This window comes from Streptomyces sp. RLA123 (assembly GCF_056270165.1).
The window spans coordinates 3,971,744-3,986,513 of the sequence record NZ_JBWDOR010000003.1; the positions used below are offsets into that span (position 1 = coordinate 3,971,744).

Here is a 14,770-nt window from a genome sequence, read left to right on the forward strand (position 1 = left end):
CGGTCACGGAGACGTACGACGGCCGACAGGATGGGGACAGGATTTCCCACCGGTTGTCAGACCACCGTAAACAGTCGCGAGCGGCGTCCGTGGTACGACTGGGCGGATGGCACGATAGCCCGGTGACCCAAGACCGCGCGATCCAGGTCGTCGCCCACCGCGGTGCCTCCGAGGATGTCCCGGAGCACACACTCGCCGCGTACCGGAAGGCGATCGAGGACGGCGCGGACGCCTTGGAGTGCGACGTGCGTCTCACCGCGGACGGCGTGCTGGTCTGCGTCCACGACCGCCGGGTGAACCGCACCTCCAACGGCCGGGGTGCCGTCTCGGCCATGGAGCTCGCCGATCTGCGGGCGCTGGACTTCGGCTCGTGGAAGGGACAGCACACCGACGCCGAGGTGCCGGACCGCTTCGATGCCGACCACGACGAGGCGAGCCGGGTGCTGACCCTGGAGCGGCTGCTGGAGCTGATCGCCGACACCGGCCGCCGGATCGAGCTCGCGGTGGAGACCAAGCACCCGACGCGCTGGGCGGGTCAGGTGGAGGACCGGCTGCTGGAACTGCTGGACCGTTTCGGCATGCTGCGCCCGCCGGCGGACGAGCCGCCGCGGGTGCGGGTGATGAGCTTCTCCTCCCGTTCGCTGCGCCGGGTCCGGCTGGCCGCGCCCCAGCTGCCGACGGTCTTCCTCATGCAGTACGTGCTGCCCAGGCACCGCGACGGCCGGCTGCCTGCCGGGGTGCGGATCGCCGGGCCGAGCATCCGCATCCTGCGCTCGCATCCCGGGTACGTGGAGCGGCTGCACCGGGCCGGGCACCGCGTGCACGTCTGGACGGTCAACGAACCGGAGGACGTCGAACTGTGCGCGCGGCTCGGCGTCGAGGCCGTCATCACCAATCGTCCCAAGCAGGTACTGGCCCAACTCGGCCGGTAGGCAAGGGCGGTGGAGGACACCGCTCCGCTCCCGCCCCTCCCGGGTGCCGGAACTCGGCGCGCACCGGCGCGTTCGGTGCCCGTTCGATCGCCGTGTGTGCACCAAGAGATCACTGTTGGCCGGTTTCCGGCATGAAACGAGAGGGCATCCATCCGGTGGCGTGGGGTGAAGGAGGTCTCGGGGGTGGCGTTGGTGGTGGCCCAGGAGGTGCCGACGTCCTCGACCATGGCCCTGCCGCATGGTCCGACGGGCGTCGCTGAGGCGCGGCGCAGGCTGCGCAAGGAACTGTGTACGTACGAGGTTCCGGAGCCGGTCGTCGACGACGCGGTGCTGATCCTCTCCGAGTTGCTGAGCAATTCCTGCCGGCACGCGCGTCCGCTGGGCGAGGACGATCCCTCGGCGGCCGGCGGCAGCGGCATCCGCGCCGGGTGGCGCATCGACGAGGACGGGCTGCTGACGGTCGAGGTGACCGACGGCGGTGGTCCGACCCGCCCGCTTCCGGCCAGTCCCTCGCTCACCGCGCGCGGCGGACGGGGACTGGGCATCGTCCGCAGCCTGTCGCTGCGCTGGGGCGTACGGGACGCTCCCGGCGAGGTCACGGTCTGGGCGATGCTCGCGGTGCGCAGCCGCCACGCGCGGCGCGACGGCCTGGTGCCGCAGATCGACATCCCGATCGACTTCGCGGACCCCTTCGAGGACCTTCCCTGACGACGGCCTGACCTCGCCGTGACGCCGGCCCGGCGGTGCCCCGGCCCCCGGCGCGGCGGCTCCGGGCCCCGCCCCGGTCGCGACCTCCGCTGACGGAAGGGCACGTGGCGCTAGGCTCACGGCCGGAACACCGCCGTTACCGGGAGAGATCGAGCCATGGCGAAGAAGCGCCCGACGAACACGAAGGCCCCCGCCCGACCCGCGCAGCTCAGCGACGGGGAGATCCCCGTCGTCGGAGCCCGGGAGCCCTGCCCCTGCGGTTCCGGGCGACGCTACAAGGCCTGCCACGGACGCGAGGCGTCGCACGCGGTGGCCGAGCTGGTGCGGCGGCCGTTCGAGGGCCTGCCGGGGGAGTGCGACTGGGTGGCGCTGCGCGAGCTGGTGCCCGCGGCGACGGCGGAGCTGAAGCTGAAGGACGGGCTGCCCGAGGGCGTGCCCGTGGTGACGCTGGCGACGGTACTGCCCATGGCCTGGCCGGGGTTGCGCCGGGACACCGGCCAGGTGCTGCTGGGCCTGCAGAACGAGACGGCCTCCGGGGACATCAGCCGCGACCTCGCCGAGACGCTGCTGCGCGCGCTGACGGCGGAGCCGGGCCACCCGGTGGACGGGAACCGGCCGGCGCCGTCCGGACCTCGGTTGCAGGACCTGCTGGACCTGGACGCGCCGTTCGAGCCGGTGGTGCACACCGGGTTCGAGTTCTGGCTGGAGAACGCGGACGCCGCCACCGGAGAGGTCGCCGCCTCCCTGGAGCGGGCGAACGCGGCCGTGATCCCCACCGTGCGGCTGACCGGCGTGGACGCCGCGTACTGGTGCCAGACCCCGGAGAAGAACCACCTGCGCTGGGTCATGCCGCACCCGGAGGAGCGGCTGCTGGACGCGCTCGCGCGGCTGCACGCCGCCGGCGCCTCGTCGCTGGGCGAGGACACGCGGCTGGTCGGCTCGTTCCGGGCGCACGGTCTGGTCGTCCCGGTGTGGGACCTGCCGGTGGGCGTGTCCGCGGAGGAAGTGGAGAAGCCGGCGGCGGCGTTCGGCGAGCGGCTGGCCGAGGTGCTGGAGCAGGACACCCCGCTGACCGCGGACGAGCGCCGGGCGCGCAGCGGCCTCACGAACCGGCAGATCACGCTGAGTTGACACTCAGTGACAGCAGTGTGACAGTATGAAGATCTTCGTGGTGATCCTGGTCACAGCCGCCCCGGTCAGGGGTGGAACAGGGGCCGGAACCCGCGCACCCGGATTTGCGTTCGGGCGAAGTCTTGTTACCGTTTGAACAGTCCGGTCGCTGGTGCATCCCCCGTCGCCAGCGACCGGACGTTTCATTGTGCGGACCCGCTGCGCAGCAGCGGACGTTCCGCGTTCTCCTCGGCGATCTCCGCCACCGCCATGTACGGCTCGGCGCCCTCCGGCACCGGCACCGTCCGCTCGCGCGGGGTCTCACAACTTCCGCTCCCCAGCGCCGCGTCGATGGCACAGCGTGCCTGCACGGCCCGGCCGTCGGGCAGCAGCAGGGTCAGCATCCCGTCCAGCCGCCGGCCGGTGGTGTTGTCCCAGTACGTGCGCGCCCAGGTGTCGCCCTCGGCGGCGATGGTGCAGGTCTGCGCCCGCAGCCCCTGCGGGGAGACGAACTTCGGACCGCAGGAAGCGATCTGGCGTTCGGATACGGCCGACTCGGACAGACCGCCCAGCAGTTCGGAGTCGCTCGACAGCAACCCGCCCCCGGTATCGGCGGACACCGGTTCGACGGGGACGAAGGCTCCCGTGCCGGCCGCGGCCGGGACGACCAGCGCGGCCGCCACGACAACACAGACGAGGGCGAACATCCGAAGGTTCGACGCGCGCATCATGCGCCGAACATAGCGGGAGAAAAGGGCGGTATACCGGGGGCCACGGGCAGTTGGCCGCCCCGTGGCCCCGCTCATACCCGAAAGAGTGATGGCGGACAGCGCCCGCCCCACGTGGCTCAGTACGAGAGCCGGCTGCCGTCCGGCGCCGTGCGTCCCGCCTGCACCAGCGTGTCGACGATCACCCGCACACTCGGCAGCCACGGCGCCCGCTCGCCGGGGTCCACGACCGGCCGCCGCTCCCAGCGCGCACCGCCTGCCCCGACGGGCGAGGGGGGCAGCACCGTGTAGCCGCCCTGACCGTGGAAGCGCAGGGAGGTCGGCACCCATTCGTGCCGGTCGAGCAACTCCCCCAGCTCCTCCAGGGAGTACGGCTCCACCAGGACCACGACACGGGTCGGGGTGGCCACCACCGGCCCGGTGCGCACCCCGCGCTTGGCGAGCACGCCGAGCGCCCGCGCCCCCGCGACGGCCGGCAGGCTGACGGCGGAGACACACCCGCCGGTGGCGAGGACGACAGGCTGGTCCGGGTGGTGCGACCACCACCAGCGCACCATCCGCGGGTCACGGGTGGCCGCCAGGAGACCGGGGTCGTGCGGATGGGCGCCGGGCACCGGGCAGTCGGGGCGCAGGCAGGCGCAGCCGCCGCGCCCGTCCGTCCCGGCTCCGGGCACCACGGGCCATTGCCACTGCTCGGCGCAGGTGAGCGCCGCGCGCAGCAGCTCTGAACTGCTCTTGCGTCGCTTTCCGAGGATCTCACGCATCCGCGCTCGTTCCTTTCCGTTGGCGCTCAGGGATCTGCCCATGACACAACGTAATCTGGAACACACCGCTTACGAGGTAGCGCATCACGTCTCGAGCCGAGCGTGGAACGTGGCGGGGGGTGGCGCACACATGGCGCTTGTTCGTCAGGGTGTGCTGCGTACTGCGCTTCCGTGGTGCTTCGTGTGCGGTCCCGCTGGCTGTGCAACACCCCGCCATGGGGGGAGGGTCGGCCGTCGCCGTCTAAGACGCTCCGGCCGGGCGCCGGGTTCCTGAAGCCGCCAACTCCCATCCCGTACGTACCCACTGCTGTGGATATGACGCACTGTCGAACCCCCCCAGTCGACAACTAATTGTCGCACGCGGTGCCCTTTTTCAGCCATAGTCGCGCAACCCTTACGGCGCATCGACACCACCGCACCTACCTGGGCAATCCTGGACACGCCCCTGAGGAGGCGGTAGAAGGTAATCCATTGATAGCGGCGCAGAACGACTTGGGGGTTTGCAATGCTATTGACACAAATGCGCTGCTCTACGGAGCCGCCGCCGTATCGCGTCAAAGGTCTCGAAAGCCGGCGACCATGAGTGCGGCGGGCCTTCCAAAAGTGGCCGGAATCAACCCACCCATTCCGACATCGGCGCACACTGCCGCTCCCGCGGTCGAACAACAAGCCCGCCCGGACGACCGGTCCGAGCACGGCGGGACGGACGAGCCGGCCGGACAACCCGGCACGACCCAGGACGGCTTGGCGTCGTGGATCGACGATCTGACGACCCTGCACGAGCTGTCCGAACGCCTCGCCCGCACCTCCTGCGTCGAGGACGCGCTGCGCGAAATGCTGCGCGCGGGCGTCACCTTGACCGGTGCCCGGCGCGGGCTGGCCGCGGCCGGACCGGCCGACCTCGGCGGTCCCGCCACCGTCACCGGGCTCGGGCTCTGCCCGGCGGAGCTCGGCGCGCTGGAGACGGTCCCGCTGCCGGCCTCCCCCGCGACGGTGCCGGCCGAGGAGATCCACCCCGACCTGTGCCACGAGCCGGGCCTGGATCCGCGCCACCGCGAGGTCGCCGTGCGGCTGGGCCTCGGCGCCAGCTACGCGGTGCGGCTGGCCACGGAGAGCGCCGGGCGGCTCGGGTCGGCCGTGTGGTTCTACGACGAGCCCGCGGAACCGGGCGAACGGCTGCGCCGTCTCATCGGCCTGTACTGCCGCCACGCCACCGAGCACCTGGCCCGGCTGGTCGAGCTGGACCAGCTCCGCGCCACCGCGGCCGGCCTGCGCGCGCAGTTGCTGCCCACCCGCCTGCCGCGGATCCCCGGGGTCCGGCTGGCCGTGACGCATGTCGCGGCCCCCGGCGGCGGAGGCGACTGGTACGACGCGATGGCACTGCCGGAGGGCGCCCTCGGGCTGTCCGTCGGCGGGGTCACCGGCTCCGGCACGGGCACCATCGGCGCGATGGGACGCCTGCGGGCGGCTCTGCGGGCGTACGCGGTGTTGGAGGGCGAGGACCCGGTCGCGGTGCTGTCCGACCTGGAGCTGCTGCTGCGGCTGACCGAGCCGGCGCGCTCGGCGACCGCGCTGTACGCCCATGTCGATCCCGTCACCCGCCGGATCGCGCTGTCCGGGGCCGGGCACTGCCCGCCGCTGGTCGTCGGCGAGCGCCGGGTGGAGTTCGTGGAGACCTCGCTGTCGGCGCCGCTGGGCATGCTCAGCTGCTGGGAGGCGCCCGGCGCCGAGTTCCGTGCGCTGCCCGGCGAGACGCTGCTGCTCTACACCGACGGGCTGCTGCACCGCACCGGCGATGCCACCGACCGGGCCGTCACGCGGCTGCACGCCGCCGCGGCGGGTGCCCCCCGCGCCGCCCGGGAGGACCCGGCACTGCTCACCGATCACGTCCTGCGCACACTGCTGCCGGACGGCCGCGGCGCCGAGGAGGGCATCGAGCGCACCGAGGACCTCGTCCTGCTGGCCGCCCGCTTCGACTGACCCATTTACGATGGGTGGGTCTACAGCGAGGAGGCATGACGTGGCCGAGGACCGCGCTCCGGAGAACCCGGAAGGCGACGAGCCCATCAAGCAGCGGAAGAACGGCCTGTACCCGGCCGTCTCCGACGAGCTCACCGAAGTGATGAAGTCGGGCTGGGCCGACACGGAGCTGCGTGACCTGCAGCCTTTGGAGCAGGCCGCGTACGCCGCCAAGCGGCGCGCCGCCTTGTCCGCCCGCTTCCCCGGCGAGCGGCTGGTCGTCCCGGCCGGCAATCTGCGCACCCGCGCGAACGACACGGAATACCCCTTCCGCGCCGCCACCGAGTACGTGTACCTGACCGGCGACCAGACGCAGGACGCCGTCCTGGTCATGGAGCCGAACGGTGACGTCGGTCATGATGCGACCACCTACCTGCTGCCCCGGTCCTCCCGGGAGAACGGCGAGTTCTGGCTCGACGGCCAGGGCGAGCTGTGGACCGGCCGCCGGCACAGCCTGGCGGAGGCCCAGGTGCTGCTCGGGGTCCCCTGCGCCGATGTGCGCAAGGCCGCCGACGCGCTGCGCGAGGCGACCGGCCCGGTCCGGGTCGTCCGCGGCTACGACGCCGGCATCGAGGCCGCGCTGACCGACAAGGTCACCGCGGAGCGCGACGCCGGGCTGAAGGAGTTCCTGTCGGAGCTGCGGCTGGTCAAGGACGAGTGGGAGATCGGCGAGCTGCAGAAGGCCTGCGACTCCACCGCCCGCGGCTTCGAGGACGTCGTCCGTGTCCTGGACAGGGCCGAGGCGACCTCCGAGCGCTACATCGAGGGAACGTTCTTCCTGCGCGCCCGCGTCGAGGGCAACGACATCGGCTACGGCTCCATCTGCGCCGCCGGCCCGCACGCCTGCACCCTGCACTGGGTCCGCAACGACGGCCCCGTGCGCTCCGGCGACCTGCTGCTGCTCGACGCCGGTGTGGAGACGCACTCCCTCTACACCGCCGATGTCACCCGCACGCTGCCGGTCGACGGCACGTACACCGGCATCCAGCGCAAGATCTACGACGCGGTGTACGAGGCCCAGGAGGCCGGCATCGCCGCCGTCCGCCCCGGCGCCGCCTACCGCGACTTCCACGACGCGGCCCAGCGCGTGCTGACGGAGAAGCTCGTCGAGTGGGGCCTGGTCGAGGGTCCCGTCGACCGCGTCCTGGAACTCGGCCTTCAGCGCCGCTGGACCCTGCACGGCACCGGTCACATGCTCGGCCTCGACGTGCACGACTGCGCCGCGGCCCGCACCGAGACCTATGTCAACGGCACGCTGGAGCCCGGCGTGGTCCTCACCGTCGAGCCCGGCCTGTACTTCCAGGCCGACGACCTGACGGTCCCCGAGGAGTACCGCGGGATCGGCGTGCGCATCGAGGACGACATCCTCGTCACCGCCGACGGCAACCGGAACCTCAGCGCGGGCCTGCCGCGCAAGTCCGACGAGGTCGAGCGCTGGATGGCCGGCCTGCGCGGCTGAGTCACGGCACGCGGGCGGTGCCCCCGTCCCGTCCCCACGGGACGGGGCACCGCCCGCACCGGCGCAAGGACCGTGCACGGGCGGGCGGTTGGCGCCGGGCGGGGACGGCCGGGGTCACGACACCCTGAGCAGGGCGTCGTCCCGCCATTTGAGGATCTTGTCGAAACTGACCACCGCCCCATGGCCGGGCCGGTTGTGGAAGTGGACATGGTCCACCAGCGCCTCGATCAGGAACAGCCCGCGGCCGTGCTCCGCGTGCTGGTCCTTCTTCGACAGCGGTCGTACGGCGTGGTGCGTGCGGCGCAGATCCGGGGCGAAGCCCGGTCCGGAGTCCGCCACCTCGATGCGGCAGCGGTCGCCCTCGATACGGGCGGTCACCCGGTACTCGCCATGACTCGCGTGCTCAACAGCGTTGGCACAGGCCTCGCTGAGGGCCACGGACAAGTCGTACGAGATGTCTGGGTCCACCCCGGCGGTCTCCATCGTCCCCAGCAGGAGCCGACGGGCGAGCGGAACGCTCGCAGCCTCGCGCCGCAAATGGAGGGACCACCAGATGCTCATGCTCAGCCTCCTGGCTGCGGCTCGACATACCGATACGTATTGCCCCGAAACACGGCCGGTAAGCGTGGTGTTGACGTGATGACGCCCATACGGCCGATGCCCGGCCCCGGCACACGGGTGTACGCGGGCGTCCGGAACCCATAGCACACACCGCCGAAGTGCGAGACCCACTGCACGCGAACGAGGGACGCGGTGAGAAGATGACGCCCGTCATGGCTTCTCCTGTGCGCGCCGGCGCCGATCTGCGACTGCTGCGGGCCGCGGTGTTCACCGCGGTCTGCGTCGTGTTGTCCGCGGCCGCGCACTCCCTCGCCTCAGGTCACGCGGTGCCCGGCTGGTCGCTGCTGGCCGGCTGGGTGATGGTCTTCGCGGTGGCGGCGCCGCTCGCCGGACGGGAGCGGTCGCTCCCCGCCATCGCGGCGGGCCTGGCCGGCGGACAGCTGGCCCTGCACGTGCTGTTCAACGCGGGCGGCGTGTGCGCGCCGGGCGGTGTCCCCCGGGCCGCCGGGATCATGGAGATCGCCGGACGGCTCATCTGCGCCGACCGGCCCCGGCCGCTCGGCGGCATGAGTGGTGTGAGCACCATGAGCGGCATGGCCGACATGGGCGGCATGAGCGGCATGAGCGGCATGGCGCACGCTCACACCGAGAGCACGATGCTGGCCTACAGCCTGCCGATGCTGCTCGGGCACCTGATCGCCGCGCTCGTCGCCGGCTGGCTGCTGCGCCGCGGCGAGGCCGCGTTGTGGCGGATGGTCGCCCTGGGCGTGCGGGGTCTCGCCGAACTCACCGGTGCCGTCCTGCGGCACGCCGTCGCGCTGGTGCGCGCCCTGGTGGCGGGAGAGCCGGGCGCACCGTCCGTCGCGGGCGGCCCGCGCCGCCGGGCCGCCGACTCCGGGCCGCCGCGCACCGTCCTGCTCCGGCACAGCCTCGCCCGGCGCGGCCCTCCGGCGTACGCCCTCGCGGCCTGAACGCGACCCGCTCCACGGACGTAGGGGGACGGAGTCGCGCGCCGCACGCGTGCCATCCGTCATCCCTCACACCTTCACCCGTGGAGTTTCTGCACCCATGAACGCATTGAACGCCAAGAGCACCGCCATGCGCCGCGCCGTCGCCATCGCCGGACTCAGTGGAACGGCCGTCCTCGCCGCCGCGGTACCCGCCTTCGCGCATGTCTCCGTTCAGCCGAACTCCGCCGCCAAGGGCAGCTACAGCACGGTGGCCTTCAAGGTCCCCAACGAGGAGGACAAGGCGTCGACCATCAAGGTCGAGGTCAACCTGCCGGCCGATCACCCGATCGCGTCGGTCTCCCTCCAGCCCGTCCCCGGCTGGACGGCCCAGGTCGTCAAGAGCAAGCTCGCCAAGCCCATCACGAGCGACGACGGCAGCATCACCGAGGCCGTCACCAAGATCACCTGGACCGGCGGGAAGATCGCCCCGGGTGAGTTCCAGCAGTTCCCGGTCTCGTTCGGCCCACTGCCGGAGGACGCCGACCAGCTGGTCTTCAAGGCGGTCCAGACGTACGACAACAAGGATGTCGTCCGCTGGATCGAGGAGCAGCAGGAGGGCCAGGCCGAGCCGGAGTACCCGGCGCCCGTGCTGACGCTGGCGGCTGCCGCCGACACCGAGGCCGGCGGCCACGGCCACGGCGCCGCCGCGTCCGCCTCCCCCGCCGCCGACACCAACGCGGACGGTGACGGTGACGGTGACGGTGACGGTGACGGCAAGAGCGTCACCACGGAGCAGGCGGCGTCCGCCGACGCCAGTGACACCACCGCCCGTGTGCTGGGCGTCGTCGGCATCGTCGTCGGCGTGCTGGGCGTCGGCTTCGGCGTGCTCGCCGGGCGCCGCCGCGGCGCCGGTGGCGGCACCTCCGCCGTCTGACGCAGTATCGCCGGGTGGCCGCCGCCGTGCGCGGGGCCGGCCACCCGGCGTCGTACCGAACTTTCCTGGGGAACCCTGATGCGTACCACCACCCGGGCGGTCGCCGCGGCGGCCGCCGTCGCCGCGCTCGCCCTCACCCTCGCCGCCTGCGGCGGCTCGGACGACCCGGCGGGCGCCGGCACCGATGCCCCCCTGGTGTCCACCGACGCCACCCAGAAGGCCTCGACCGTCCTCGACACGCCCTTCGACAAGCCGGACATGATCCTCACGGACACGCACGGCAAGAAGTACGACCTGGTCAAGGAGACCGCGGGCAAGCCCACGCTGCTCTTCTTCGGCTACACCCACTGCCCCGACGTCTGCCCGACGACGATGAGCGACATCGCCATCGCCAAGTCCAAGCTGCCCAAGGCCGAACAGGCCGCGCTCACCGTGGTCTTCGTCAGCACCGATCCGGAGCGCGACACCCCGCCGCGGCTCGGCGCCTGGCTGGGCGCCATGGACAAGACCTTCGTCGGCCTGACCGGCGACTTCGCCACGATCCAGGCGGGCGCCCGCACGCTCGGGATCGACGTGGAGAAGCCGGTGAAGGAGAAGGACGGCAGCATCACCGTCATGCACGGCGCGCAGGTCATGGCGTACTCGCCGAAGGACGACAAGGCGCACGTGCTCTACATGTCGGGGACCACCTCCCAGCAGTTCGCCGCCGACCTGCCGAAGATCATCCAGGGGCGGACGCCGTGAGGCACCCGGCCGCGCTGGCGGTCACGGTCGCGGTCACGGTGGCTCTCGGACTCGGGGCCACCGCCTGCGGCTCCTCGCCGGACGGTCCCGAACTCAAGGTCAGCGGCGCCTACATACCGCAGCCCGCGCTCGCGGACATGGCGGCCGGCTACTTCACGGTGACCAACAGCGGTGACCAGGACGCCCGGCTGACCTCGGTGACCAGCGATCTGGCCGGCGAGGTGACCATGCACTCCACCGCGGGCAACGCCATGCGGCGGGTCGACGCGTTCACCGTGCCGGCGGGTGGGCGGCTGACCCTCGGGCTCGGCGGGAACCATCTGATGCTGATGAAGCTCACGCACAAACCCGTGGCCGGTGAGGTGGTGTCCGTGGAACTGCACTTCGACGACACCGACGCCATCGCGGTACGGGTCCCGGTCAAGCCGGCGGGCTATCGCCCGGGGGACTGAGGAGGGCGCCATGAAAGAGCTGACAAAGGCCGGGCTGCGACTGCTGGCCGTACCACTGACCGTGCTCGGCCTGCTGCTCGGCGGCGCCGCGCCGGCCTCCGCGCACGCCGCGCTGGTGGGGACCGACCCGGCACAGGGCTCGGTGGTGAAGACCGCGCCGCAGCAGGTGCGGCTGACCTTCTCCGAGGGCGTGCTGCTCGCGTCCGACGCCGTCCGCGTCCTCGGGCCGGACGGCCGGCGGGCCGACATCGGCGCCGCGAGCAACGGCGGCGAGGGGAACGACACGGCGGTCGTCGCGCTGCGGCCGGGGCTGGGCAACGGCACGTACACCGTGGCCTGGAAGGCGGTGTCCGCCGACAGCCACCCGGTGGCAGGGGCCTTCGTCTTCTCCATCGGCGCACCCTCGAAGACCACGGTCAGCCTGCCCACCCAGGAGGCGGGCGGCGGCGTGGTCGGAGCGCTGTACGACGTCGGGCGCTACGCCGCCTATCTCGGGTTCGCCCTGATGGTCGGCTCCGCCTTCTTCCTGGGCGTGTGCTGGCCGGCCGGCGCGCAGCTGCGGCCGCTTCGCAAGCTGGTCGCCGGCGGCTGGGCCACCATGGTCGCGGCGACGATAGCGCTGCTGCTGCTGCGCGCCCCGTACGCCAACGGGGGGTCCGTCGGCGACATCCTCGACCTCGGCGGCGCGAGCGACGTCCTGGACACCCGGCCCGGGGCCGCGCTGCTGTCGCGGCTGCTGCTGCTCGCCGCGTCCGCGGTCTTCATCGCCGTGCTCTTCGGGAGCTTCGCCAAGCGGGAGGACCCGGTCGAGCGCCAGGACCTCGCCTGGGGCCTGTCGATCGGCGGCACGGTCGTGGCCGTGGGCCTCGCCGCGACATGGGCCATGGCCGAGCACGCCTCGGTCGGCATCCAGGCCTCGGTGGCCATGCCGGTCGACATCGTGCACCTGCTGGCCATGGCGATCTGGCTGGGCGGCCTGGCCACGCTGCTCGTCGCGCTGTGGCGGGGGCTGCCGGTGGAGCGGTCGGCGGTACGGCGGTACTCCCGGATCGCCTTCTGGGCCGTGACGGCCCTGGTCGCCACCGGCGTCTACCAGTCGTGGCGTCAGCTCGGCTCCTGGGACGCGCTGGTCTCCACCGGGTACGGGCAGCTGCTGCTGGTCAAGATCGGCCTGGTCATGCTGCTGCTGGAACTGGCCTGGCTCTCCCGGCGCTGGACGGGGCGGCTCGCGGAGAAGGCCAAGGCCGTGCAGCCCGTACGGAGCGCGAAGAGCGCCAGGGCCGCGGCCGCCGTCGCCCAGCCGGTGGCCGCGGGGCGGGGCGGGGACCCCGCCGTCCGTACCGCGCAGCTGGCCCGGCAGGAGACGGCACTCGCCAAGGAACGGGACCGCAAGGTGCGCGACGCCGACCCGGAACGCACGGGCCTGCGCAGGTCCGTGCTGGCCGAGGCAGCGGTCGCGGTCATGATCCTGGGCGTCACCACCCTGCTCACCGGTACGCAGCCGGGCCGGGCCGCCGAGGAGAGCGCGACGGCGGGGGCGACCGCCCCGGTCACCTCGGTCCCCGAACCGCTCGACGTACGGATCCCGTTCGACACGGGCGGCCCGAACGGCAAGGGTGAGGCGGAGGTGACGCTCGACCCGGGCAGCACCGCCGAGAACGAGCTGCACCTGCTGATCACCGCACCCGACGGCCAGGCCCGCGACGTCCCCGAGGTGAAGGTCTCCTTCACGCTCCCGGCCCAGAAGATCGGCCCGATCCCGGTCACCCTGGGCAAGGTCGACACCGGCCACTGGAGCGCGGAGAACGTCCAGATCCCGATCCCCGGCCGGTGGACGCTCTCGGTCACCGTACGGACCTCGGACATCGACCAGGTCACCCGCACCAGGACAGTGAAGATCAATTGACGAACGACCCGATCCGCCGGCCCATCTCGCGGCGCCGCCTGCTCGGCACCGCCGGTGCGGCCGGCGCCGCGGGGCTGGCCGTGGGCGGCGGCTCCGCCGTCGCGGCGAACGCGGCCCGCGAGGAACCGGCCGCACTCGCCTCGGTGGGCGCCGCGAACGTGCCCTTCCACGGCGTCCACCAGGCCGGCATCGTCACCGCGGCGCAGGCGCAGGGCCATCTCGCCGCCTTCGACCTGGCAGCGGGCGCCGGGCGCGCAGGCGCCGCCGCGCTGCTGCGCCGCTGGTCGGCGGCGGCCGAGGCGATGACGACGGGCCGGGCGCCGGCCGGCGACGACCAGATCGCCCTGGACGCCGGGCCCGCCTCGCTGACCGTCACCTTCGGCTTCGGCCGCTCCTTCTTCGGCCGGACGGGGCTGCGCACGCGGCTGCCCGAGGCACTGGCCCCGCTGCCGCCCTTCTCCGCCGACGCACTCGACCCGCGACGCGGCGAGGGCGACCTGTGGATCCAGATCGGGGCGGACGACCCGCTGGTCGCCTTCCACGCCCTGCGCGTGCTGCAGAAGCAGGCCGCCGGAACGGCGGTGCTGCGCTGGCAGATGACCGGCTTCAACCGCGCGCCCGGGGCCACCCCCGTGCCGCGCACCACCCGCAATCTGATGGGGCAGATCGACGGCACCAACAACCCCGAGCCGTCCGACCCCGACTTCGGGCAGCGGGTCTTCGTGCCCTCCTCCGGCGCGCCGCAGTGGATGGCCGGCGGCTCGTACGCGGTGGTGCGGCGGATCCGGATGCTGCTGGACTCCTGGGACCACCTCTCCCTGGAACGCCAGGAACGGGTCATCGGGCGCCGCAAGTCCGACGGTGCCCCGCTGTCCGGTGGCACCGGGACCGCCAAGCCCGATCTGAACAGGATCGAGGCCGACGGACGGACCTTCGCCATCGCCGCCGACGCCCACGTCCGGGTGGCAGCACCGGAGTCCAACGGCGGAGCCGCGATGCTGCGGCGCGGCTTCTCGTACCACGACGGCTTTCTTGAGGACGGCGCCCCGGACGCCGGGCTGCTCTTCGTGGCCTGGCAGTCCGATCCGCTGACGGGCTTCGTCCCCGTGCAGCGCAAGCTCGACCGGGGTGACGGGCTGTCCCGTTTCCTGCGGCACGAGGCCAGTGGGCTGTTCGCCGTGCCGGGCGGTGCGGGACCCGGCGAATACGTGGGTCAGCGGCTCCTGGAGGCGTAGGGCACATCACCGGCCGGCCCTTGGGACGTGCGGGCCCGGCCCTCCGCTCCGCACGTCCCAGGGGGCCTGCCGGTGAACGACCGGTGGGCCTCTTCGCTTGTCCACTGCGTTATCCACAGGCCTTGGGGGCAACCTGGGGATAAGTCGACACGACAGGGATGACGAGTAGGGACCAGATCGACAAATCGGCACAGGGGCGTCATCCCGCCGCACAGACCCTCAGATGCACATTCGTCACCCCAATACCTTCGAACAACTCGATAGAGGG

General features: G+C 72.6%; 14 protein-coding genes. 11 read left to right on the forward strand and 3 right to left on the reverse strand.

All coding sequences use genetic code 11. The annotated features are described in order from the left end of the window. Window positions 1-122: 122 nt before the first annotated feature. The 3 genes from RV983_RS18010 (at window position 123) to RV983_RS18020 (ending at window position 2,771) form a co-directional block, all read left to right on the forward strand. The gene (locus RV983_RS18010) at window positions 123-932 is read left to right on the forward strand and encodes a glycerophosphodiester phosphodiesterase (RefSeq protein ID WP_475986784.1); all 810 of its coding nucleotides are present in this window, start codon (window positions 123-125) and stop codon (window positions 930-932) included. A 183-nt stretch (window positions 933-1,115) separates the two neighbouring features. Continuing rightward, window positions 1,116-1,640, forward strand: a complete 525-nt coding sequence (locus tag RV983_RS18015; protein WP_475986785.1) for an ATP-binding protein — start codon at window positions 1,116-1,118, stop codon at window positions 1,638-1,640. Between the two features lie 156 nt (window positions 1,641-1,796). After that, the gene (locus RV983_RS18020) at window positions 1,797-2,771 is read left to right on the forward strand and encodes a DUF5926 family protein (RefSeq protein WP_475986786.1); all 975 of its coding nucleotides are present in this window, start codon (window positions 1,797-1,799) and stop codon (window positions 2,769-2,771) included. Between the two features lie 182 nt (window positions 2,772-2,953). On the opposite strand, the gene RV983_RS18025 is transcribed toward RV983_RS18020, so the two are convergent. Then, window positions 2,954-3,481 (reverse strand): hypothetical protein, encoded by a 528-nt coding sequence (locus tag RV983_RS18025; RefSeq protein WP_475986787.1) that lies wholly within the window; start codon window positions 3,479-3,481, stop codon window positions 2,954-2,956. Between the two features lie 116 nt (window positions 3,482-3,597). Then, window positions 3,598-4,242, reverse strand: a complete 645-nt coding sequence (locus RV983_RS18030; RefSeq protein ID WP_475986788.1) for a bifunctional DNA primase/polymerase — start codon at window positions 4,240-4,242, stop codon at window positions 3,598-3,600. 579 nt (window positions 4,243-4,821) lie between these two features. Between RV983_RS18030 and RV983_RS18035 the strand changes: the two genes are divergently transcribed. Next, a complete protein-coding gene (locus tag RV983_RS18035; RefSeq protein ID WP_475986789.1) occupies window positions 4,822-6,222 on the forward strand; it encodes a PP2C family protein-serine/threonine phosphatase in 1,401 nt (466 codons plus the stop codon). Between the two features lie 40 nt (window positions 6,223-6,262). After that, window positions 6,263-7,720 carry an aminopeptidase P family protein gene (locus RV983_RS18040; protein WP_475986790.1) on the forward strand — a complete coding sequence of 486 codons (1,458 nt, stop codon included), beginning with the start codon at window positions 6,263-6,265 and terminating at the stop codon, window positions 7,718-7,720. A gap of 114 nt (window positions 7,721-7,834) precedes the next feature. On the opposite strand, the gene RV983_RS18045 is transcribed toward RV983_RS18040, so the two are convergent. Further along, window positions 7,835-8,281, reverse strand: coding sequence for an ATP-binding protein (locus tag RV983_RS18045; RefSeq protein ID WP_319663428.1), 447 nt, complete (start codon window positions 8,279-8,281; stop codon window positions 7,835-7,837). A 212-nt stretch (window positions 8,282-8,493) separates the two neighbouring features. On the opposite strand from RV983_RS18045, the gene RV983_RS18050 reads away from it, so the two are divergent. From RV983_RS18050 to efeB, 6 genes are all read left to right on the forward strand, one after another. Then, the gene (locus tag RV983_RS18050; protein WP_475986791.1) at window positions 8,494-9,252 is read left to right on the forward strand and encodes a hypothetical protein; all 759 of its coding nucleotides are present in this window, start codon (window positions 8,494-8,496) and stop codon (window positions 9,250-9,252) included. Window positions 9,253-9,349: 97 nt separating this feature from the next. Continuing rightward, a complete protein-coding gene (locus RV983_RS18055; protein ID WP_475986792.1) occupies window positions 9,350-10,165 on the forward strand; it encodes a YcnI family copper-binding membrane protein in 816 nt (271 codons plus the stop codon). 78 nt (window positions 10,166-10,243) lie between these two features. Continuing rightward, window positions 10,244-10,909, forward strand: coding sequence for an SCO family protein (locus tag RV983_RS18060; RefSeq protein ID WP_475986793.1), 666 nt, complete (start codon window positions 10,244-10,246; stop codon window positions 10,907-10,909). Then, a complete protein-coding gene (locus RV983_RS18065) occupies window positions 10,906-11,361 on the forward strand; it encodes a copper chaperone PCu(A)C (protein WP_475986794.1) in 456 nt (151 codons plus the stop codon). Before RV983_RS18060 ends, RV983_RS18065 begins: the two co-directional genes overlap by 4 nt. Before the next feature lie 10 nt (window positions 11,362-11,371). After that, window positions 11,372-13,267: a copper resistance protein CopC gene (locus RV983_RS18070; RefSeq protein WP_475986795.1), complete on the forward strand. Its 1,896-nt coding sequence runs from the start codon at window positions 11,372-11,374 to the stop codon at window positions 13,265-13,267. Beyond that, on the forward strand, window positions 13,264-14,502 hold the full coding sequence (gene efeB, locus RV983_RS18075) for an iron uptake transporter deferrochelatase/peroxidase subunit (RefSeq protein WP_475986796.1): 1,239 nt from the start codon (window positions 13,264-13,266) through the stop codon (window positions 14,500-14,502). Before RV983_RS18070 ends, efeB begins: the two co-directional genes overlap by 4 nt. Window positions 14,503-14,770: the final 268 nt, after the last annotated feature.